This is a genomic window from Fulvimarina manganoxydans, from assembly GCF_900176465.1.
Classification (GTDB): domain Bacteria; phylum Pseudomonadota; class Alphaproteobacteria; order Rhizobiales; family Rhizobiaceae; genus Fulvimarina; species Fulvimarina manganoxydans.
Window position 1 is genome coordinate 309,864 of the sequence record NZ_FWXR01000001.1, and the last position, 20,297, is coordinate 330,160.

General features: G+C 62.8%; 22 protein-coding genes. 18 read left to right on the plus strand and 4 right to left on the minus strand.

Going from position 1 to position 20,297, the window contains the following annotated elements; all coding sequences use genetic code 11:
* Positions 1-63: 63 nt before the first annotated feature.
* From B9A15_RS01420 to B9A15_RS01450, 7 genes are all read left to right on the plus strand, one after another.
* Positions 64-891 (plus strand): N-formylglutamate amidohydrolase, encoded by an 828-nt coding sequence (locus B9A15_RS01420; RefSeq protein WP_084408170.1) that lies wholly within the window; start codon positions 64-66, stop codon positions 889-891.
* Positions 888-1,460, plus strand: coding sequence for a TRAP transporter small permease subunit (locus B9A15_RS01425; RefSeq protein ID WP_342170048.1), 573 nt, complete (start codon positions 888-890; stop codon positions 1,458-1,460). The genes B9A15_RS01420 and B9A15_RS01425 overlap by 4 nt, the downstream gene beginning before the upstream one ends.
* Entirely contained in the window at positions 1,457-2,785 is a 1,329-nt protein-coding gene (locus B9A15_RS01430; RefSeq protein WP_084408172.1) for a TRAP transporter large permease, read from the plus strand. Before B9A15_RS01425 ends, B9A15_RS01430 begins: the two co-directional genes overlap by 4 nt.
* A gap of 53 nt (positions 2,786-2,838) precedes the next feature.
* Positions 2,839-3,876, plus strand: a complete 1,038-nt coding sequence (locus B9A15_RS01435; protein WP_084408173.1) for a TRAP transporter substrate-binding protein — start codon at positions 2,839-2,841, stop codon at positions 3,874-3,876.
* A gap of 80 nt (positions 3,877-3,956) precedes the next feature.
* The gene (locus B9A15_RS01440) at positions 3,957-5,321 is read left to right on the plus strand and encodes a glutamine synthetase family protein (protein WP_084408174.1); all 1,365 of its coding nucleotides are present in this window, start codon (positions 3,957-3,959) and stop codon (positions 5,319-5,321) included.
* A gap of 8 nt (positions 5,322-5,329) precedes the next feature.
* Positions 5,330-6,703: an aldehyde dehydrogenase family protein gene (locus B9A15_RS01445; protein ID WP_084408175.1), complete on the plus strand. Its 1,374-nt coding sequence runs from the start codon at positions 5,330-5,332 to the stop codon at positions 6,701-6,703.
* Between the two features lie 14 nt (positions 6,704-6,717).
* The gene (locus B9A15_RS01450) at positions 6,718-7,863 is read left to right on the plus strand and encodes an iron-containing alcohol dehydrogenase (protein ID WP_084408176.1); all 1,146 of its coding nucleotides are present in this window, start codon (positions 6,718-6,720) and stop codon (positions 7,861-7,863) included.
* 49 nt (positions 7,864-7,912) lie between these two features.
* Here B9A15_RS01450 and B9A15_RS01455 read toward each other — a convergent pair whose 3' ends face one another.
* Positions 7,913-10,003, minus strand: a complete 2,091-nt coding sequence (locus B9A15_RS01455; protein WP_084408177.1) for a S9 family peptidase — start codon at positions 10,001-10,003, stop codon at positions 7,913-7,915.
* Between the two features lie 343 nt (positions 10,004-10,346).
* Between B9A15_RS01455 and B9A15_RS01460 the strand changes: the two genes are divergently transcribed.
* From B9A15_RS01460 to pcaD, 11 genes are all read left to right on the plus strand, one after another.
* Positions 10,347-12,713, plus strand: coding sequence for a putative monovalent cation/H+ antiporter subunit A (locus B9A15_RS01460; protein ID WP_084408178.1), 2,367 nt, complete (start codon positions 10,347-10,349; stop codon positions 12,711-12,713).
* Entirely contained in the window at positions 12,710-13,129 is a 420-nt protein-coding gene (locus B9A15_RS01465; protein WP_084408179.1) for a Na+/H+ antiporter subunit B, read from the plus strand. The genes B9A15_RS01460 and B9A15_RS01465 overlap by 4 nt, the downstream gene beginning before the upstream one ends.
* Positions 13,129-13,506 carry a Na+/H+ antiporter subunit C gene (locus B9A15_RS01470; RefSeq protein WP_084408180.1) on the plus strand — a complete coding sequence of 126 codons (378 nt, stop codon included), beginning with the start codon at positions 13,129-13,131 and terminating at the stop codon, positions 13,504-13,506. The genes B9A15_RS01465 and B9A15_RS01470 overlap by 1 nt, the downstream gene beginning before the upstream one ends.
* A 5-nt stretch (positions 13,507-13,511) precedes the next feature.
* Entirely contained in the window at positions 13,512-15,140 is a 1,629-nt protein-coding gene (locus B9A15_RS01475; protein ID WP_084408181.1) for a Na+/H+ antiporter subunit D, read from the plus strand.
* Entirely contained in the window at positions 15,137-15,610 is a 474-nt protein-coding gene (locus B9A15_RS01480) for a Na+/H+ antiporter subunit E (protein ID WP_084408182.1), read from the plus strand. Before B9A15_RS01475 ends, B9A15_RS01480 begins: the two co-directional genes overlap by 4 nt.
* 2 nt (positions 15,611-15,612) lie before the next feature.
* Positions 15,613-15,981, plus strand: a complete 369-nt coding sequence (locus tag B9A15_RS01485) for a cation:proton antiporter (protein WP_084408431.1) — start codon at positions 15,613-15,615, stop codon at positions 15,979-15,981.
* Positions 15,978-16,439 (plus strand): monovalent cation/H(+) antiporter subunit G, encoded by a 462-nt coding sequence (gene mnhG / locus B9A15_RS01490; protein WP_084408183.1) that lies wholly within the window; start codon positions 15,978-15,980, stop codon positions 16,437-16,439. Before B9A15_RS01485 ends, mnhG begins: the two co-directional genes overlap by 4 nt.
* On the plus strand, positions 16,436-16,807 hold the full coding sequence (locus tag B9A15_RS01495; RefSeq protein ID WP_084408184.1) for a DUF423 domain-containing protein: 372 nt from the start codon (positions 16,436-16,438) through the stop codon (positions 16,805-16,807). Before mnhG ends, B9A15_RS01495 begins: the two co-directional genes overlap by 4 nt.
* Positions 16,808-16,849: 42 nt before the next feature.
* The gene (locus tag B9A15_RS01500; protein ID WP_084408433.1) at positions 16,850-17,635 is read left to right on the plus strand and encodes an SDR family NAD(P)-dependent oxidoreductase; all 786 of its coding nucleotides are present in this window, start codon (positions 16,850-16,852) and stop codon (positions 17,633-17,635) included.
* A 34-nt stretch (positions 17,636-17,669) separates the two neighbouring features.
* On the plus strand, positions 17,670-18,152 hold the full coding sequence (locus B9A15_RS01505; RefSeq protein WP_084408185.1) for an NUDIX hydrolase: 483 nt from the start codon (positions 17,670-17,672) through the stop codon (positions 18,150-18,152).
* A gap of 118 nt (positions 18,153-18,270) precedes the next feature.
* The gene (pcaD, locus tag B9A15_RS01510; RefSeq protein ID WP_084408186.1) at positions 18,271-19,071 is read left to right on the plus strand and encodes a 3-oxoadipate enol-lactonase; all 801 of its coding nucleotides are present in this window, start codon (positions 18,271-18,273) and stop codon (positions 19,069-19,071) included.
* A gap of 10 nt (positions 19,072-19,081) precedes the next feature.
* On the opposite strand, the gene B9A15_RS01515 is transcribed toward pcaD, so the two are convergent.
* The 3 genes from B9A15_RS01515 to B9A15_RS01525 are packed head-to-tail and all read right to left on the minus strand — an operon-like array spanning position 19,082 to position 20,284.
* Positions 19,082-19,645, minus strand: coding sequence for an NUDIX hydrolase (locus B9A15_RS01515; protein WP_084408187.1), 564 nt, complete (start codon positions 19,643-19,645; stop codon positions 19,082-19,084).
* 4 nt (positions 19,646-19,649) lie between these two features.
* A complete protein-coding gene (locus tag B9A15_RS23720; protein ID WP_084408188.1) occupies positions 19,650-19,949 on the minus strand; it encodes a type II toxin-antitoxin system RelE/ParE family toxin in 300 nt (99 codons plus the stop codon).
* Positions 19,946-20,284 (minus strand): type II toxin-antitoxin system ParD family antitoxin, encoded by a 339-nt coding sequence (locus tag B9A15_RS01525; protein ID WP_170923125.1) that lies wholly within the window; start codon positions 20,282-20,284, stop codon positions 19,946-19,948. Before B9A15_RS01525 ends, B9A15_RS23720 begins: the two co-directional genes overlap by 4 nt.
* Positions 20,285-20,297 lie beyond the last annotated feature (13 nt).

The following is a 20,297-nucleotide window of genomic DNA, read 5'->3' on the forward strand; positions in this document are numbered from 1 at the left end:
GACTGTGAAGAGAATTCTACAAGCGGCTTGACAGAATGCGTCCTCCTGTAGTGATCTTTTCATATGCAGGACAGCGCCACGCCCAATTCTTTCGCATCTGCAGCATCCGGCTCCGTCCTGAACGCGAGCGGAGCGGCACCGTTGGTGCTGGTCTGCGAACATGCCAGCCCTTTCATACCGGAGGTCTTCGGCCGGCTCGGCCTCGATGAGGAAAGCGCATCGGCCCACATCGCCTGGGACCCAGGCGCGCTCGATGTCGCTAAGGCCATGAGCGAAGCGCTCAATGCGCCTCTCGTGGCTGCCAACTATTCCCGCCTCCTTTACGATCTGAATCGGCCGCCGGAGGCTGCGACCGCCATGCCGGAGCGCAGCGAGACCTACGACGTTCCGGGCAATCGCGACCTTGATGATGCGGCCAAAAAAGAGCGTATCGCGGCGCTGTATCATCCCTTTCACGCGCTGGTTGCCGCGACGATCGAGGATGTCCAGAAGCGGTCCGGTCAGGCGCCGGCGCTCGTCACCATTCACTCCTTCACGCCGGTCTATTTCGGCCAAAAGCGAGAAACCGAGCTCGGCATTCTCTTCGACGCCGATGATCGGCTTGCACAGCTGATGCTGGCGCGCGCGCCGGGCTTTACGCGGCTGACGGCCGAGCCGAACCAGCCCTATTCGCCGGCTGACGGCGTTCTCCACACGCTGGAGATGCATGGCGCCGAGAAGAACCTACCGCGCGCGATGCTCGAAATTCGGAACGACCTCGTCGCGACGAAGGCCGCAGCCGACCTCGTGGCGGGTGAGCTTGCCGGCCTTCTTGCCGAGACGATGGCGATAATGGACCTTGAAACCGGCCGGCTTTCGCGCCCGGCCCCAAAGGCGAGGGCGGTCTGGTGAGGTTTCTTCGCAGCTATATCCGCTTCGTCGACGAGGTGAATTATCGGATTGGCCGGATAGCCATGTACGGTCTCTTCGCGATGATGGCGATCCTTCTCTGGTCGATCATTTCCAAGGCGGCCTTCTCGCCCTCGCTCTGGACGCTCGAAGCGGCGCAGTTCGCGATGGTGGCCTATTTCTTCTTCGGCGGTCCTTACGCGATCCAGATGGGATCGAATGTCCGCATGGACCTTCTTTACGAGAACTGGTCTCTTAAAAAGAAGGCGGCGGTGGATGCGATCACCATCTTCTGCCTGATCGCCTATCTGTTCGTGCTGCTCTGGGGCGCCTGGGCGAGCTTTTCCTATTCGATCGAATATGGCGAGCGCAGCCGCTCGATCTGGCATCCCTATCTCTGGCCGATCAAGCTCGCCCTCGTCGTCGCGACGATCCTGATGATCGCCCAGGCAGTCTCCGAATTCTTCAAGGACATCCTGCGCCTTTCCGGCGAGACGCCGCCCGGCCGCAATCCCGGCGATCAGCATGACGATCCAGCGAGCCGAACGGTCGGCGAGGAGACCGGCCGATGAGCTATGATCTGATTGCCATCACGATGTTCGCCAGCCTGATGGTGCTGCTGCTGACCGGTCAGCGCGTCTTCGGAGCCATCGGCTTCGTCGCCGTCATCGCGGCGCTCGCGCTCTGGGGCGATCGGGGCGGTTTCGACCTCGCCTTCGCCCAGGCGATCAAGGTGATGCGCTGGTATCCGCTTCTGACCGTGCCGATGTTCATCTTCATGGGCTATGTCCTCTCGGAATCGCGCATCGCCGACGATCTTTACCGCATGTTTCATGTCTGGATGGGCGGCATTAGCGGCGGTCTCGCCATCGGCACGATCGGGCTCATGGTCCTGATCTCCGCGATGAACGGCCTGTCTGTTGCCGGCATGGCGATCGGCGCAACCATAGCCTTGCCCGAGCTCTTGAGGCGATCCTACGACAAGCGAATGGTGACCGGCGTCATACAGGCCGGCTCGTCACTCGGCATCCTCGTGCCTCCCTCGGTGGTGCTCGTCCTTTATGCGATGATTGCGCGCCAGCCCGTCGGCCAGCTCTGGCTTGCCGGTGTATTTCCGGGGCTCCTTATGGCGGGGCTCTTCATCCTCTATATCGCGATCCGTTGCCGGATTTCGCCGGAACTCGGGCCTGTGCTGCCCGCCGCCGAACGGGCCGCCGTGCCCCGCGCCGAGAAGTTGCGGCTCCTGGGCGCTGGCATTCTGCCGCTGGTCGTCTTCGCCGTGATGATCGTTCCCTTCGTCAGCGGCTGGACCTCGCTGGTTGAAAGCTCCGTCGTCGGCGCGGCCGCCGCCTTTATAGCGGCCGTTCTGAAAGGGCGGATGACGAAGGCGGTCTTCGAGGTCAGCGTGCGACAGACGCTCGCCATCACCTGCATGTTCATGTGGATCATCACCGCCGCTCTCGCCTTCGGCGCCGTCTTCGACGGGCTTGGCGCGGTGCGGGCGATCGAGACGCTGTTCACCGAGCAGCTCGGGCTCAATCCGTGGGTGATCCTGATCCTGATGCAGCTGTCCTTCCTGGTGATGGGGACCTTTCTGGACGACACCGCCATGCTGGTCATCGTGGCGCCACTCTACGTGCCGCTCGTCGACCATCTCGGCTTCGATCTCGTCTGGTATGGCGTCCTCTACACGATCACCTGCCAGATCGCCTATATGACGCCGCCCTTTGGCTACAATCTCTTCCTGATGCGCGCCATGGCGCCGCCGGAGATCTCGCTGACCGACATCTATCGGTCCATCGTGCCCTTTGTTCTCATCATGATCCTCGCCCTCGCTCTCGTCATGGCCTTCCCGCAGATTGCTCTGTGGCTGCCGGCCGAGATCTACGACCTCTAAAACCCAGAGATCGGTCGGAGCCTTGCCGGCCGGAACCCGAACGGAGAGATGACATGACGACAAGACGCAAGTTTTTGACGAGCGCTGCTCTCGCGGCCCCGGCGACTCTCGCAGCCCCCTCGATCCTCAGAGCGCAGGAGCCGATCCGCTGGCGGTTCCAGACCTATGCGGGCGCCGCGCTCGGTGAACATGTCACCAAGCCGATCGTGGATTACATCAACAAAAACGCCAATGGCGAGTTGGAGATCGAGCTCTACAACGCCGATCAGCTCGTCCCGACCGGCGAGCTGTTCCAGGCCCTTCAGCGCGGCACGATCGACGCCGTCCATTCCGACGACGACTCCATGGCCTCGCCCACTCCGCTCCGGGTCTTCGGCGGCTATTTCCCCTTCGCCACCAAGTCGATTCTCGACGTTCCGGTGCTCTTCAACCAATATGGCCTCGCCGATATCTGGCGCGAGGAATATGACAAAGTTGGCGTGCAGTGGCTGTCCTCGGCCGGCCAGGACCCCTGCAACTTCAACACTAAGAAGGAAATCACATCGCTCGCCGATCTCGAGGGCTTGCGGCTCTACACCTTCCCGACCGCCGGCCGCTTCCTGCAGCAATTCGGCGTCGTACCGGTCAATATTCCTTACGAAGACGCGGAAGTCGCCGTCCAGACCGGCGAGCTCGACGGCATGGCCTGGTCCGGCATCACCGAGGATTACACGGTCGGCTGGGCGGACGTCACCGACTACTTCCTGACGAACAACATCTCCGGCGCCTGGATCGGGTCCTTCTTTGTCAACAAGGATCGCTGGGCCGAGCTGCCGGAGCATCTGAAGTCCGTCGTCATGGCCGGCATCGAGGCGGGGCATTTCTACCGCAATCAGTGGTATTGGGGCGGCGAAGCGCGTCTGCGTGCGACGGGCGACAAGCTCGCTTTGCGCACGGTGCCGGCTGCGGAGTGGAAAACGGTCGAAGACGCCGCCGTCAAGTTCTGGGACGAGATCGCGCAAGAAAGCGAGACCCATCAGAAGGTCGTCGATATCTTCCGCCAATACAACCAGGTCATCAACGCCGCCGGCGCGCCTTACACCTTCGATTGATCGCGCAGGTTTTCGATCGATGATCGGACGGCTCCTGAAATGGGGGCCGTCCTTGCTTTGAGCCTCGCATGGAGATGAGAATGGCCGACGGATTGTCTTTCAGCGCCCTTAAGGAGAAGGTTCGAGAGGGGACGATCGATACGGTGCTCGTTTGCATGGTCGACATGCAGGGGCGCTTGATGGGCAAGCGGTTCCACGCCGAGGAATTCGTAGAAACGGCCCATCACGAGACCCATTGCTGCAACTATCTTCTGGCGACCGATCTCGAAATGGCGACGCCTGACGGCTATGCCTCGACAAGCTGGCGTCAGGGCTATGGCGACTATGTTATGAAGCCGGATCTCTCGACGCTGAGGTTGATGCCCTGGCTCGAGGGAACGGCGATGGTGCTCTGCGACGTGCTCGATCATCACCATCACGAGCCGGTGCCCCACTCGCCGCGAGAGATCCTGAAGCGGCAGATCGCCCGTCTGAAGGCTCATGGCCTGACGCCGATGATGGCGACGGAGCTGGAATTCTTCCTTTTCCGCCACTCCTATGGCGATATCCAGCGCTCCGGCTTTCGCGATCTTGAGCCGATCAGCCTCTACAATGAGGACTATCACATCCTCCAGACCACCAAGGAGGAGCATGTGATGCGCCCCTTGCGCAACACGCTGCGCAAGGCGGGTATTCCGGTCGAGAACTCCAAGGGCGAGGCGGAGACGGGCCAGGAAGAGCTCAACATCCGCTATGCCGAAGCGCTGCTTTGCGCAGACCATCATACAATCGCGAAACACGCGGCCAAGGAGATCGGCTGGGCCAAGGGCCATGCGGTGACCTTCCTGCCCAAATGGCACCACGCCAAGGTCGGCAGCGCCGCCCATATTCATATGTCGCTGATGAAAGACGGATCGAACGTCTTTCACGACCCTGACGGCGAGCACGGCATGTCCGAGACCATGCGCCATTTCATGGCCGGCCTCATCGCCTATGCCGCCGATCTGACGGTCTTCCTCGCCCCTTACGTGAACAGCTACAAGCGCTTTGCAAAGGGAACCTTCGCGCCGACCAAGACCGCTTGGTCGATCGACAATCGCACGGCGGGCTTCCGGTTGGTGGGCGAGGGGACGAAGGCCGTGCGCGTCGAATGCCGGATACCGGGCTCCGACATGAACCCCTATCTCGCCCAGGCCGCCATGCTGGCGGCGGGGCTGAAGGGGATCGAGGACAAGCTGACCTTGGAGCCGCCGGCCGGCGGCGACATGTATGAGAATGACAGCGTGCCGGAAATTCCGCGCACGCTGCGCGCGGCGACCGAGACCTTGCGCAGCTCGTCGCTTGCCCGCGAAGCCTTCGGCGAGACAGTGGTTGCGCATTACGTGCGCTGCGCCGAATGGGAACAGGAAGAATTCGACCGCGTGGTCACCGATTGGGAAATCGCGCGCGGCTTCGAAAGAGCTTGAGGACAGTCATGAATACCGCGAAATGCATTTCGCCGATCGACGGCACGGTTTACGCCGAGCGCCCCTATGCCTCTCTCGATGAGGCAAGGGCGAAGATCGCGGCGGCGCGCAAGGCGCAAGCCGCTTGGGCGGCAAGGCCGTTGGAGGAACGCGTCGCGCTGGTCTCGGCGGGCGTGAAGCGCATCGGCGAAGAGACCGAGCGGATGACGACGGAGCTTGCCTGGCAGATGGGGCGGCCCGTGCGCTACGGCGGCGAGTGGGGCGGCTTCAAGGAGCGCGCCGACCATATGGCGAAGATCGCCAAGGACGCGCTCGCCCCGACGATCGTGGAGACGAGCGAGGCGGTCGAGCGCCGCATCCTGCGCGTTCCCCATGGCGTCGCCTTCGTCATCGCGCCCTGGAACTATCCCTATCTCACCGCCAACAACACGATCGGACCTGCCCTGATCGCCGGCAATGCCGTCATCCTCAAACATGCCGCCCAGACGCTGCTCGTGGGTGAGCATCTGGTCGAGGCCTTCACCAAGGCGGGCGTTCCGGAAGACGTCTTCGTCAATCTCGTTCTCGACCATCAGACGACGGAGACGTTGATCGGCGAGCGGGCCTTCGACTTCGTCAACTTCACCGGTTCGGTCGCCGGTGGCGCCGCGATCGAGAAGGCGGCGGCCGGCACCTTCACGCCCCTCGGGCTGGAACTCGGCGGCAAGGATCCCGGCTATGTCCGCGAAGACGCCGATGTGGAAACCGCCGTCGCGATCCTCATCGACGGCGCGATGTTCAATTCCGGCCAATGCTGCTGTGGCATCGAGCGCATCTATGTCCATGAAAGCCTTTACGACGCCTTCGTCGAGAAGGCCGTCGAGATGGTGAAGGGCTATAAGCTCGGCAATCCGCTCGATCAGGAGACGACGATCGGACCGATGGCTCACAAGCGCTTTGCCGAGACGGTCCGCGGGCAGGTGTCCGAGGCGATTGCGGCGGGCGCAAAGGCCCATCTCGAACCCTTCGAGGGAGACGACGGCGGCGCTTATGTCTCGCCGCAGGTGCTGACGAATGTCGACCATTCCATGCGGGTGATGATGGAGGAGACCTTCGGTCCCGTCGTCGGCATAATGAAGGTCAAGGACGACGAAGAGGCGATCGGCCTGATGAATGACAGCCCTTACGGCCTGACCGCTTCGATCGTCACAAGGGACGCGGAGGCCGCCGGTCGGATCGGCGAGCGCCTGCGCACCGGTACCGTTTTCATGAATCGCGCCGACTATGTGGACCCGGCCCTTTGCTGGACCGGCTGCAAGGACACCGGCCGGGGCGGGGCCATGTCGGCGATTGGCTATCAGAACCTCACCCGCCCGCAATCCTTCCATCTCAAGAAAGCGTAAGAGCCGAGACTTCCATGACTTTCACCGCCAATTGGTCCTATCCGACAGCCGTGCGCTTTGGTGCGGGACGCATCAAGGAAATCGGCGCCGCCTGCGAGGCGGCGGGCATGAAGCGCCCGCTGCTTGTCACCGATCGCGGCCTTGCCGACATGGACGTGACGAAGACGACTCTGGCGCTCCTGCGCGATGCCGGCTTCAAGGCCGATCTTTATGCCGAGGTCGACCCCAACCCGACCGACCGCAATGTGGATGCGGCGCTCAAGGTCTATCGCGAGGGCGGCTATGACGGCGTCGTCGCCTTTGGCGGCGGCTCAGGCCTTGATCTTGGGAAGACGGTCGCCTTCATGGCCGGCCAGACGCGCCCGCTCTGGGATTTCGAGGATATCGGCGACTGGTGGACCCGCGCCGATCCGGCCGGCATTCATCCGATCGTCGCGGTGCCGACGACGGCCGGGACCGGCTCCGAGGTGGGCCGCGCCGGGGTCATCACCAACACCGAGACGAATGAGAAGAAGATCATCTTCCATCCGAAGATGCTTCCCGCCGTCGTGATCTGCGATCCGGAACTCACCATCGGCCTGCCGCCCAAGCTGACGGCCGGCACGGGTCTCGACGCCTTCGCCCATTGCGTCGAGGCTTATTCCTCGCCGCATTTCCACCCGATGAGCCAGGGCATCGCGCTGGAGGGCATGCGCCTCGTCAAGGATTATCTGCCCCGCGCCTATCGGGACGGGACGGACATCGAGGCGAGGGCGCAGATGATGGCCGCCGCCGCCATGGGCGCGACCGCCTTCCAAAAGGGGCTCGGCGCGATCCATGCGATCAGCCATCCAGTCGGCGCCATGCATCACACCCATCACGGCATGACCAATGCCGTCTGCATGCCGGCCGTCCTGCACTTCAATGCCGAGGCGATCGAGGGTCGGTTCACGCTGGCCGCTGCCTATCTCGGGATCGAGGGCGGCTTCGCCGGATTTCAGGCCTTTGTCGACACGTTCAACGATGCGCTCGGCGTGCCCAAGACCCTCACCGAGCTCGGCGTGAGCAATCCCGATATCGATGCGCTGACCCGTTCGGCGCTCGCCGATCCGTCCTGCGGCGGCAATCCGATCACCATGACCGAAGAGAATACGAGAGCGCTGATCGAAAGCCTGCTTTGATCGAGTGCTGGGCCCCGCTTTCGATAGAGAACGGGGCCCAGCTTTGAGCTTACCTGGCCTTGCCCATGACTTTCAGGGCGAAGGCATAGACATAAGCGACCTCTTCGAGCCGAGAGAACCGGCCCGAGGCGCCCGCATGGCCCGAATCCATATTGGTGCGGAAGATGATCGGGTTGTCGTCGGTCTTCATCTCGCGAAGCCGGGCGACCCATTTCGCCGGCTCCCAATAGGTCACGCGAGGATCGGTGAGGCCGGCCATGACGAGCATCGGCGGATAGGCCTGCGCCTTTACATTGTCATAGGGACTGTAGGAGGCGATGACCTCGTAATCCTCGCCTGAAAGGATCGGATTGCCCCATTCAGGCCATTCCGGCGGCGTCAGCGGCAGCGTGTCGTCGAGCATGGTGTTGAGGACGTCGACGAAGGGCACCTGGGCGACGATCGCGCCGAAGCTGTCCGGTGCCATATTGGAAACGGCGCCCATCAGCATGCCGCCGGCCGAGCCCCCTTGCGCGACGATGCGCTCATGGCTCGTATAGTTTTCCGCCGCCAGATAGTCCGCCGCCGCAATGAAGTCGGTGAAGGTGTTCGCCTTGTTGCGCCGCCTGCCCGCATCGTACCAGCGGAAGCCCTTGTCCTTGCCGCCGCGAATATGGGCGATCGCATAGACGAAGCCGCGATCGACCAAGGACAGGCAATTGGTGTTGAAGGACGCCGGGATGGTGATCCCGTAGGAGCCATAGCCGTAAAGCAGCAGCGGTGCCGAGCCGTCGAGCGGCGTGTCCTTCCGGTAAAGAAGCGAGATCGGCACAGTCTCGCCATCCTTGGCCGGCGCGAAGACCCGGCGGGTGACATAGGCCTCCGGGTCGTGGCCGGAGGGCACTTCCTGCGTCTTCAACAGGGTGCGCTCGCGGCTTTCCACGTCGTAGTCGAAGGTCTGCCCCGGCGTCGTCATCGACGAATAGGAGAAGCGGACGAGGGTCGTATCGTATTCGTAGGTGCCGAGAAGGCCGAGCGAATAGGCCTCTTCCGCAAAGGCGATCGCATGTTCCTCGCCGTCGGACAGCCGGCGAACGACGATGCGCGGCAGCCCGTCGCGCCGCTCCAGCCAGATCAGGTGGCGCTTCAGGATCATGTGACTGATGATCATTCGCCCGTCTTCATGGGGGACGAGATCGCGCCACTGGCTGCGATGGGGCGCGTCGACCGGCGCCGTCACGATCTTGAAGTCGTGCGCGCCATCGACATTGGTGCGGATGTAGAGGGTGCCGTCGCCCTCGTCGACGTCGTATTCCACCGCCGTCTCGCGTTCCGCGATCAGGCGCGGCTCGGCGGCCGGGTTCGAGGCCGGTATGAGCCAGCATTCGGACGTTTCGTGGTCATGAATGTCGATGACCACATATTCGTCCGACTGGGTCTTGCCGACACCCATGAAGAAACCGGCATCGGTCTCTTCATAGATCAGGGCGTCATTGGCGGGATCGTCGCCGATCCGGTGGTAGCAGAGGCGGCTCGGCCGATGATTGGCGTCGAGGCGCGTATAGAAGAAGCCGTTCGAACGGGCCGACCAGACACCGCCCCCGCCGGTGTCCTCGACGACGTCTGCGAGATCCTCTCCGCTCTCGATGTCGCGGACCTTCAGCGTGTAATATTCCGAACCCTTGTCGTCATAGGCCCAGGCAAGCAGCTTGTGGTCGCCCGAATGGCTGGCGCCGCCGACTGAGAAATAAGGCCGATTGGCGCCTTCCTTCTCGGCGTCGAGCAGAACGGTCTCCTCGCCGCCCTCGCGCGGCCGGCGGATGAATTTCGGATATTCGGCTCCCGCCTCGTAAGCGATGCCATAGGCCCATTCGCCATCGGGGGAGGGCACGGAGGAGTCGTCCTCCTTGATGCGCCCGCGCATCTCGCCGATCAGCGTCTCGCGCAGGGCCTCCGTGTCGCCCATGATGGATTTCGCATAGGCGTTCTCGGCTTCGAGATGGGCGCGGATCGCCGGATCGAGGACGTTCGAATCCTTGAACACCTCCTGCCAGTTCGGGGCGCGCAGCCACGCATAGTCGTCGGTGCGCTCGATGCCGTGACGCGTGTCGAGCGTCGGGCGGCGTTCGGCCTTTGGGGGAAGAGACGGTGTGTCGGACATGGAGCTTTCTGGATTCGGCGAGGTCGGCGCTCACCCGAAGAGGGACAAAGATTCGCGGCGATCTTAGCGATTGCGCCCCTCCGGGCCAAATCGAAGGGCTGCAGTCGCGCGAATTGAACTCCACCTGATTAGAATGTGACCGCGTGGCGAAGATCGCCGGACACCGCTAATCCCCTGAATTCGCGGAAAGATCGCCAGATCGTCGGCGATTGTCCCGTGTCCGCTGAGTGTTTTCGGGTCTCGTCCCCTCCTTGCCGCAAGAGGCCTCGGTTTCTATGACTGTCGGAGAGCGTGCGCCGCAAAAGCGCATGAGACCGATGCGCGTGATGGGGACCGGCTGCGAATGGACGGATTGAACGGCTTCGATGCCGATCTCGGATATCTGGCACTCGCACTTCCCTTCATCGCAGCCGTCTTGGCTCCACTCTTAACGCGCGTGATGAAGTCTCATGCGGCTTGGCTTCTCGCCTTGGCGCCCGCCGGGGCATTCTGGATCTTCCTATCGGGTCTTCGGGAGGTCGCCGAGGGCACGGTCCATCGCTTCGGCTTCGAATGGATTCCGTCCTTCGACATCGATTTCTCGTTCCGTCTGGACGGACTTTCGCTGATCTTCGCCCTTCTCATCACCGGGATCGGCACGCTGATCATCCTGTATGCCGGCGGCTACATGAAAGGGCACAAGGATCAGGGGCGGTTCCTGTCCTTCATGCTGATGTTCATGGGCGCCATGCTCGGCCTCGTCCTGGCCGACGATCTGATGACGCTCTTCGTCTATTGGGAGCTGACCTCGATCACCTCCTTCCTGCTGATCGGCTTCGATCACACGCGGGAGAAGGCGCGGCGCGGCGCGGTGCAGGCGCTCGTCATCACCGGTGGCGGCGGTCTGGCGCTGCTTGCCGGCTTCATTGTCATTCGTGAGGTGACGGGCCTGACCTCGATGTCGGACATCCTGGCGGCTGGGGACGTGCTGCGCCAGAGCGCTGCCTACCTTCCGATCCTGATTCTGGTCCTTTGCGGCGCCTTCACCAAGAGCGCGCAGATGCCGCTTCACGTCTGGCTTCCCAATGCGATGGAGGCGCCGACCCCGGTCTCGGCCTATCTCCATTCCGCGACCATGGTGAAGGCGGGCGTCTATCTCCTGATGCGCATGCAGCCGGCGCTGGGCGACACCACGCTCTGGATGACGATCCTGCCCGCCTTCGGCGGCGTCACCCTCGTCATGGGCGCGCTGCTCGCGGTGCGCGCGACGGACATCAAGATCACGCTCGCCTATACGACGGTGGCCTCCCTCGGCCTCCTCGTCATGCTGATCGGCGTGTCCTCGGAAACCGCGATCATCGGTGCGACTCTCTATCTCATCGCCCACTCGCTCTTCAAAGGCGGTCTTTTCATGGTCGCCGGCTCGGTCGATCATGGGGCCCATACCCGCGAGATCGACAAGCTCGGCGGTCTCGCGCGGTCTATGCCGGTTACATTCCTAGCCGCTATGCTTTGCGCTCTGTCCATGGGCGGCGTGACGCCCTTTATCGGCTTCCTTGCCAAGGAAGAGATCTATCACGCCGTCGAATATGCCGACCCCTATTATATCGCGATCGCCGCCGCCGCGATCCTCGGCAATGCGCTGATGTTCGCCGCCGCCTTCATCGTCGCTCTCAAGCCCTTTGTCGGGTCGATGCCGGCAGAGATCCATGACCCTCATGAGGGCGAATTGCGCATCTGGCTGGGCCCGCTCGTCTTGGGCGTCCTGTCGGTCGTCGCCGGTCTCTATTACGGGGTCTATCACGAGTTCTTCTCCTCCCCGATGGCTTCGGCCGCCTATGGCGAGGCTGTGGAGATCGAGATTGGCTGGGTACCCCATCTCAACCTCGCTTTCGCTCTCTCGATGGCGACCATCGCGCTCGGCATCGCCATCTATGTCGGCTCCGCCGCCTTGCGCGCCGTCCTCTCCCGGATGCTCGCCGCGATCGGTTGGGGGCCGGATATGGGCTTCGACCAGGCCATGCGCGGTCTTGTCCGCTTCGCCTCCAAGGTCACCAATCTCATCCAGTCGGGCCGTCTCGATTATTACATGACCACGGTCGTCGTCGCCGTCGTTGTCGCTCTGTTTGCCTCCATGTGGCTCGCCGACGGCTTCCCCGAGATGCCGACGATTCCGCAGATCAAGATCTATGAATGGATCGTCCTCGGCCTCATCCTTCTGGGCATCCTGGCTGTTGTCATCGCCAAGGATCGGCTGACGGCGATCGTCTCGCTAGGTATTCAGGGTTTTGCCGTCGCCTTGATCTTCATGCTCCAAGGCGCACCCGATCTCGCCTTCACCCAGTTCATGGTGGAGACCCTGTCGGTCGTGATCCTCGCGCTCGTCATGACACGCTTGAAGCTGTCGCCCGCCGATCATCGGCCCTTGCGCGAGAAGCTGCCCGACGCGCTCCTGGCGCTCGCCGGCGGAGCGGGCTTCGGACTCTTCCTGCTCGCCGTCATTCAGACGCCCTTCGATTCCACGCTCTCGGACTTCTTCGAGCGCTACAGCTACGCCATCGCCCATGGCCGGAACATCGTGAACGTCATTCTCGTCGACTTCCGCGGTGTGGATACGATGGGTGAGATTGCGGTCGTCATGACCACCGGCCTTGCCGTATTGGCGCTGATCCGCATTCGCGTCGGCCGGAGAGGGGAGCGAACCATCGACCCGCTGGAGAAGACCCCATGAGGACGATCATCTTCCGCTTCACGGCGCCCTATCTGACGAGCCTGATGGTGCTGTTCTCGATTTTCGTGCTTCTGCGCGGCCACAACGAGCCGGGCGGCGGCTTCATCGGCGGTCTCATCGCCGCCTCGGCCTTTGCGATCTATGGCATTGCCTGCGGTGTCGCGCCGGTGCGTCGTGCGCTCTATTTCCACCCGATGACCCTGGCCGGCGGCGGGCTGATCCTGGCGGTTCTGTCCGGCGTGCTTTCGATCGTTTTCGGCATCGAGTTCCTGACCGGCCTTTGGGCCTTTCCGACCTTCCTCGGAACGGAAGTTGCGCTGTCGACCCCGCTCTTCTTCGATATCGGTGTCTATCTCGTGGTCGTCGGAGCCATTTCGACCATCGCGCTGGCGCTTGAGGAAAGGGAGGACGACTGATGGAGGTCGCGCTCTGTTTTGTGGTCGCGGCGCTCTTTGCTGTCGCGCTCTATCTGCTTCTCTCAAAGCACATCATCCGGATGCTTCTCGGCGTCGTTCTTCTCGGCAATGCGGTGAATCTCCTGATTTTCACCAATGGCCGGATCGGACCGATCGCGCCGCCGATCATTCCCGATGGCGCTGAGGTTCCGCTGGAAGCTGTGGCCAACCCTCTGCCTCAGGCGCTGATCCTGACGGCGATCGTCATCTCATTCTCCTTCTTCGCCTTCCTGCTGGTGCTCGCCTACCGAGCCTATCAGGACCTGCAAACGGACGACACGGACCGCATGCGCGTCGCAGAACCCGAGGACGAGGGGCTGCCGCCCCTCGGATACTGACCACGATGGCGACAGAGAGCCTTTCCGCCCTCAAGGCCGAGGCGATGACGCAGGCGAGCGTCGCGCCGATCGACTATGCCGTCATCATGCCGGTGATCGTCTGCTTCCTCTTCGGCGCCGCGCTCTTGATGATGCGCAAGAAGGTCGCCTGGCATCCGATCGTTGCAATCCCCGGTCTCGTCTGCCTTCTTGCCGCCGATCTCGCGCTCTTATGGCGCGTGGCGACCGGCGGGCCGGTGACGATGATGATGGGCGGCTGGAAGCCACCCTTCGGCATCGCCTTCACCGCCGACATGATGGGCGCGATCTTCGTGACCGTTGCCGGCTTCGTGGCGCTTTGCGCCGGCATCTATGCGACGGCCAGCGTACCGGGCAGCGAACGCCGCTACGGCTTCTTCCCGTTCCTCTTCCTCATGATGGGCGGCGTGTCGGGCGCCTTCGTCACCGGCGACATCTTCAATCTCTATGTCTGGTTCGAGGTCCTGCTGATCGGCTCTTTCGGGCTCTTGATCCTCGGCTCCCAGCACGAGCAGCTCGACGGCGCGACGAAATACTGCTTCCTCAACCTCGTCGGAACGACGCTCTTCCTGATCGCCACCGGCTATCTCTACGGGATCTTCGGCACGCTTAACATGGCCGACATCGCCGAGAAGGCTAAGGCGATGGAGGATACGACCCCGATCTTCACATTGGCCGTCCTCTATTTCGTGTCCTTTTCGATGAAGGCGGCCGCTTTTCCGTTGCAGAGCTGGCTGCCAGCTTCCTATCACACGCCGCGTTTCGTCACCTCGGCGCTGTTCGCGGGTCTGTTGACCAAGGTCGGCGTCTATGCGGCGATCCGGGTGCTGCTCATGCTGTTCCCGCCCGAGCGCGCTGAGATGGCGCCGCTTTTTGCCTGGGTTGCTGCGCTCACCATGGTTTTTGGTGCCTTCGGCGCGCTCGCCCAGAGCGATCTCAGGCGTTTCCTGAACTATGCCGTGATCGTCGGCATCGGAAACATCATGGTCGTGCTCGCGCTTCCCGCCGCCGTGCCGGGGGAGGGCGGTTTGGCCATGTCGGTCGGCCTCTCGGGCGCGATCCTCTACGCCGTCCATTCCATCGTCGTGATGACCGCGCTCTATCTCGCGGCCGGCGTCGCGGCCCATCTTGCCGGCACCTCCTCGCTGCATGAAATGGGCGGGCTGTGGCGCAACAACCCGCTCTTTGCGGCGGTGATGCTCGTGCTCCTCTTCGCCGTGTCCGGCCTGCCGCCCTTTTCCGGCTTCTGGCCGAAGGTCGCGCTGGTGCGGGCGACGATCGCTGGCGACCTGCCCTGGCTCGCCGCATCTATCCTGGTGTCGGGCTTCTTGCTGACGATCGCCAGCGCGCGGGTCTTCGCCCTTGGCTTCTGGCGTCCTTTGCCGGCGGCCTCAGCTGCCGACACGCGCGCCGAGAAGAACGCGATCGTCGCCGAGCGCTTCACGGCGGCTGGTCCCGAAAAGGCCTTGTCGGCGATCCCGCTTCTGGCGCTCTGCAGTTTCGTGGTGATCGCAGGCGTCTGGCCGCAATGGCTGCTCGATCTGACCGATGCGGCGGCAAACGGCATCATCGATCCGGCCCCCTATATCACGTCGGTCTTCGGAGGCGTGCGATGATCCTTTATCTCATCAATCTCCTGTTGGCTCTGGTTTGGGTGGTCGTCAGCGGCTCCTTCACACTCGTCAATCTGATTTTCGGCTTCGTCTTGGGCGCCGCGGCGCTTTACCTGATCCGTGAACAGGTAGGCGGTGTCGGTTACATGCAGAGGGCCGGGGCGATCGCCAAACTCGTCCTCTTCTTCTTTATGGAGCTTCTGAAGTCGGCCTGGCGCGTCGCGATCCTCGTTCTGAGTCCGAGGGTGGACATCAAGCCCGGCATCTTCGCCTATCACCTCAAAGCCGATCAGGATTTCGAGATCACGCTTCTCGCCAACATGATCACACTGACGCCCGGCACCCTCTCGGTCGATGTCTCGGAAGACCGTTCGACGCTTTACGTCCATGCGCTCGACTGTTCCGATCCGGACGGGGCCAGAGCCGACATCGCCGATGGATTCGAGCGGATGATCCTGGAGGCCTTCCGATGAACATGACGGATCTCGCCACCCAAATTTACGAGGTCGCCATCGACATTTCGCTGGTGCTTCTGGGTCTTGCCTTTCTTCTCACGACGTTTCGGATCGTTCGCGGCCCGACCCTGCCTGATCGCGTCCTCGGCCTCGACATGCTCACCAGTGTGGCGATCGGCTTTATTGCAATTATCGGCATCGACACGGGCTACACGCTTTATGTCGATATCGCGATCGCGCTGGGTTTGGTCGGGTTCCTCGCGACCGTCGCCTTCGCGCGCTTCATCCTGGCCAGGGGGCGCACTGAGGAGGATCAGCTCAAGGATCTGCCCTTCAAGAATCCGAATGAGCAGGGCCAGGCGATACCCAAGACGGAGAGACGCTCGTGACGGCCTTGTTCTATCTCGTCGAGAGCGCCCTCGTCCTTATCGGCTCGACCTTCATTGCCCTGGCCGCGCTCGGCGTCGTGCGCCTCCCGGATGTCTATACGCGCATGCATTCGGCCTCGAAGGCTGGCTCGGTCGGCTCCGGTCTCATCCTTCTGGCTTTGGCGCTGAATTCCGAAGCGCTGCCGGAGACGCTGCGCGCTCTGGCGGCGATCTTCTTCTTCCTGCTGACCGCGCCGATTTCGGCCCATCTCCTTGCCAAGGCGTCCTATACCGTCGGTTACAGCATGTGGCCCGGTTCAGTGCTCGACGAAATGCCGGAGGTGAAGGCGACGACGCGTCGTTCCGATACCCCGCCGACGTCACCCGATGAGATGTCCGATCATGCGGCCGGTGAAACCGTCTCGCGCCGAAGCGAGAGGCGGCCGCGCATCCGCTGGAGTGAGATCCGCCGCACGTGACGAAGATTGCGCATAGGCTCTTGATCGCCACGGCCGGCGTCTTCGGCGCCGCGGGCGTGGCCGGGGCTGCCTATGCGGCCCATGGAACGGCTAATTCGATGCTTGCCGCGACGGCGGCAGGCATGCTTCTCGTCCATGCACCGGCACTTCTGGCGCTCGCGATTCTGGTTCGGCAGGATTGGCGCGCTGTCGGCTTTGCTGGCCTTGGCTTGGGTCTCGGCACCGCTTTGTTCTCGGGCGATCTCTTCGCGCGCATCTTGTTCGGAGACCGGCTGTTCGCCAATGCTGCGCCGATTGGTGGCACGGTCATGATCGCAGGCTGGCTGATCGTAGCCCTGGGCGCGCTCCTTCCGCCGAAAGGCCGCTGACATTTCGCCTCGCTCCCTATCGAGGCTGGGAAAGGAATGCCGATGACGTCGTTCGATCGCAGCTTGTTCGAAGGGCGCGTCGTCGCCGTCACCGGGGCTGGCAGAGGCATCGGCGCGGCGGTCTCCGCCGCCTTTCTCGCCTGCGGCGCCCGCGTCATCGCCCATGCCGGGCGCGGCCTCGAACATGCCGAGGTCGATCTTCTGCCCCGGCTTTCCCCCGGCGAGCGGGATCGGCTAACCCTTCTCACCGCGGATTTTTCCAAGCCGGGCGCCGGACGCAGCCTGGGCGAGACGATCGCGGCCGAATGCGGCGGTCGGCTCGATGTCCTCGTCAACAATGCCGGCACGATGGGGGGACGCTTTCCCGCCGATGAGATCAGCGCCGCCGAATTCGATCGGGTGATCGATCTCAATATCCGCTCGGTCGTCGAACTCACCACGGCGCTGATCCCCGCCCTGCGCGCGGCACAGGGCGCCGCGATCGTCAGCACGTCCTCGATCTCGGCGACGACGGGCGGCAGCGCGGGCTCCTCGCTCTATTCGGCGTCGAAAGCCTTCGTCTCCACCTGGACCCGTGCGCTCGCAAGAGAGCTTGCGCCGGACGCCATTCGGGTCAATGCGGTTTCGCCGGGCACAATCATGACCGATTTCCACCGACGCTATTCGAGCCAGGAGAAGCTTGACAAGACGGCGGACTCCATTCCGCTGAAACGTCTCGGCACGGCCGAAGATTGCGCGCCGGCCTATCTCTTCCTCGCCTCATCCGCTCTCTCGGCCTATGTCACCGGTCAGATCCTGGAGATCAATGGCGGTCAGTTCATGGGCTGAAGCCACGCCTCGGCCAGAATGAGGGAGAGTGCCGATGGCAAAGGGTGCCGAACAGGCGCGACAGCCGAAGATCGGGGTTCTCGCCGTCACGATCCGCGAGGGTTCGGTCCTCCTCGCGCGAAGACGCAACGAGCCCGATGCCGGGCTTTGGGGCTATCCCGGAGGCCATCTGGAATGGGGCGAAAGCCTGAAAGCGGCCGCTTGCCGCGAGCTTTTCGAAGAGACTGGCGTTACGGCTCGCGCCAACGAGATCCTCACGCAGATCGAGGTAATCGAGCCTGACGCCGACGGAACTGTCGCGTTTCATTATCTCCTCGTCGCCATTCTCTGCCACTATGAGACCGGCGAGGCGCTCGCTGCCGACGATGTCCTTGATGTTGCTTGGGTTCCCGTGAAGCGCGTCTTGGATCGGGCCCTGCCGACCAGTGCGGATGTCGATAGCGTGCTGCGGCTTGCTCTTGGCGACGAGATTGACATGGTCGACGATGTACAAGGCGAAAGCGCGCCGGAAGCGTAAGATGGGCGGGCCGATCTTAACAGCCCATGCAAGACCCTGTTCCAACAGCTGACCGGTTTCCATTCCTTGCCCGGCCGATAGATGTGTTGAAGAGCGACGCCTGGCAGGAGGGGACCGCATGCATTTCGTCACCGTCAACGACATTGCAATCCACGCCGAACTGACGGCGGGGGCGAGGCCTGGAAGCCAGACGCTGGTCTTCGTCAACTCGCTCGGGACCGATTTCCGCATTTGGGACGCCGTGGTGGCGACACTCGGCGGCCGCTTCACCACCTTGCGCTATGACAAGCGCGGCCATGGCCTCTCTGATGTCGGCGCAACGCCCTATCGGATGGACGATCACATCGCCGACCTCGCCGCGCTGATGGATCGCTTCGAGCTTCGACGCGCCGTGATTGTCGGCCTCTCCGTCGGCGGGATGATCGCGCAAGGGCTAGCGAGGTCGCGTCCCGATCTCGTGGAGGCGCTCGTCTTGTCGAACACGGCCCATAAGATCGGCGACCGCGCGACCTGGGATCAGCGGATCGATACCGTGGAGCGGGACGGCATTGGGGCGATTTGCGAAGGTGTGATGGAAAAATGGTTCACGCCCGACTTCCGACGTGAGGACAACCCGGCCTTTCGGGGCCATCGAAACATGCTCCTGCGGGCCTCCGGTGAGGGCTATATGGCAACATGCAACGCCATTGCCGACACCGATTTCACCAAAGAGGCGCCGCTGATCGACGTTCCCACCCTCTGTATTGCGGGAGAAGAGGATGGCTCGACGCCGCCCGATCTCGTTCGCTCGCTTGCGGACCTCATCCCCAATGCGCGCTTCGCTCTCATCGAAGCGGCGGGGCATATTCCGAATGTTGAACGACCGGAGGCTTATGCGAATGAGATCGAACGGTTCCTGCAAGAATGCTCGGGCCGTTAAGTCGGCCGCGCTACATCCGATCGACACCTAGCCGCTCGCCGCTCGGCATCCGGCTGCCCGTCTCTCCATCGGGATTGGAAAAGGGGATCGGCGGAGCACCCGCCTCCGCCTCCCGGTCATGGCCGAGAGCCCAGTGGACCGAGGGGAAGGCGAGCTCGTCATATGGGATTTCGTCCTCGGCAAAGAGGCGAACATCCAGGCTCTCAGGGCCGGCTGCAAAGCCCGGCTCGGCAAGGCTTGCTCGATAGATGAGCTGAACCTGGCTGATGCGCGGGACGGAATAGACCGCAAGAAGCCTTTCGATCGCGAGAGTGGCGCGAGCCTCTTCGCGGGCCTCCCGTCGCGCGCCGTCTTCCGGTGTCTCATTGAGCTCGAGATAGCCGGCGGGTATCGTCCAGAATCCCCGGCGCGGCTCGATCGCCCGGCGGCAGAGCAAAATGCGCCCGTCATGGCGCACGACCGAGCCGACGACGATCTTCGGGTTTTCATAAGCGACGAAGCCACAAGTGTCGCAGACCTTGCGGGCGATGTCGTCGCCTTCGGGGACGGTGAGGGAGAAGGAGGGGTCGGCCATGGGCCTATAAATGGTCCGGCGCGTTCATACGGGAATGGAGGATGCGGACGATGAGGCATCGTCCGTCTGCGTCAAAACGGCCATAAATGACATGGGCACCGATTGGGCGCTTCCAATAGTTCTTGTTTCCGATCGTGTGGGATCGTGTTCGCAAACGGCCTGATGCGACCTCTTCGCAGGTCCGCTGGATGGTGTTAAGGTAGGTTGAGGCCTGGTTGGCGCCGAACAGATGCACGCTGTAGCGAACAATCGCTCGAAGATCCGCCTCTGCCCGATCCGAATAAAGAGGCGGACGTAAACTCACCGACCGCGGCTCACATCTTTTGCATCCGCTTCGACCACCTCATCAAAAAGACGCTTGAAGTCGACTGGGTGGTAGTTTCCGCTTTGCTCACCGGCCTCTAGCGCCTCACTGATGGCCCGGTGTTCGGCCTCAGTCTGGGAGAGTACGTCGAAAGTAGCGTCGACATCGTCTGCATCATCCGCAGAAAAAGAGGGCATGCCTGTTTCGCGTGCCTCCAAGAGGCGCAAGCCGGCCTCGACGACTTCGCTCGCTGAAGCAAAGCTGCCTTGGTCGAGCTGCCTGTCGATGAAATCTTCGAAATGATCGGTCAATTCGATGGTCTTGGCCTGGGGCACGCTGGGTCCTCCG

Excerpts from the sequence above, each read along its gene's own strand:
- B9A15_RS01505 (WP_084408185.1), top strand. The coding sequence starts at position 17,670 with ATGGCAAAGGGTGCCGAACAGGCGCGACAGCCGAAGATCGGGGTTCTC.
- B9A15_RS01475 (WP_084408181.1), top strand. The coding sequence starts at position 13,512 with ATGGCGACAGAGAGCCTTTCCGCCCTCAAGGCCGAGGCGATGACGCAG.
- B9A15_RS01430 (WP_084408172.1), top strand. The coding sequence starts at position 1,457 with ATGAGCTATGATCTGATTGCCATCACGATGTTCGCCAGCCTGATGGTG.
- B9A15_RS01515 (WP_084408187.1), bottom strand. The coding sequence starts at position 19,645 with ATGGCCGACCCCTCCTTCTCCCTCACCGTCCCCGAAGGCGACGACATC.
- B9A15_RS01440 (WP_084408174.1), top strand. The coding sequence starts at position 3,957 with ATGGCCGACGGATTGTCTTTCAGCGCCCTTAAGGAGAAGGTTCGAGAG.
- B9A15_RS01445 (WP_084408175.1), top strand. The coding sequence starts at position 5,330 with ATGAATACCGCGAAATGCATTTCGCCGATCGACGGCACGGTTTACGCC.
- pcaD (WP_084408186.1), top strand. The coding sequence starts at position 18,271 with ATGCATTTCGTCACCGTCAACGACATTGCAATCCACGCCGAACTGACG.
- B9A15_RS01455 (WP_084408177.1), bottom strand. The coding sequence starts at position 10,003 with ATGTCCGACACACCGTCTCTTCCCCCAAAGGCCGAACGCCGCCCGACG.
- B9A15_RS01450 (WP_084408176.1), top strand. The coding sequence starts at position 6,718 with ATGACTTTCACCGCCAATTGGTCCTATCCGACAGCCGTGCGCTTTGGT.
- B9A15_RS01420 (WP_084408170.1), top strand. The coding sequence starts at position 64 with ATGCAGGACAGCGCCACGCCCAATTCTTTCGCATCTGCAGCATCCGGC.
- B9A15_RS01470 (WP_084408180.1), top strand. The coding sequence starts at position 13,129 with ATGGAGGTCGCGCTCTGTTTTGTGGTCGCGGCGCTCTTTGCTGTCGCG.
- B9A15_RS01465 (WP_084408179.1), top strand. The coding sequence starts at position 12,710 with ATGAGGACGATCATCTTCCGCTTCACGGCGCCCTATCTGACGAGCCTG.
- B9A15_RS01460 (WP_084408178.1), top strand. The coding sequence starts at position 10,347 with ATGGACGGATTGAACGGCTTCGATGCCGATCTCGGATATCTGGCACTC.
- B9A15_RS01435 (WP_084408173.1), top strand. The coding sequence starts at position 2,839 with ATGACGACAAGACGCAAGTTTTTGACGAGCGCTGCTCTCGCGGCCCCG.
- B9A15_RS01480 (WP_084408182.1), top strand. The coding sequence starts at position 15,137 with ATGATCCTTTATCTCATCAATCTCCTGTTGGCTCTGGTTTGGGTGGTC.
- B9A15_RS01485 (WP_084408431.1), top strand. The coding sequence starts at position 15,613 with ATGACGGATCTCGCCACCCAAATTTACGAGGTCGCCATCGACATTTCG.
- B9A15_RS01500 (WP_084408433.1), top strand. The coding sequence starts at position 16,850 with ATGACGTCGTTCGATCGCAGCTTGTTCGAAGGGCGCGTCGTCGCCGTC.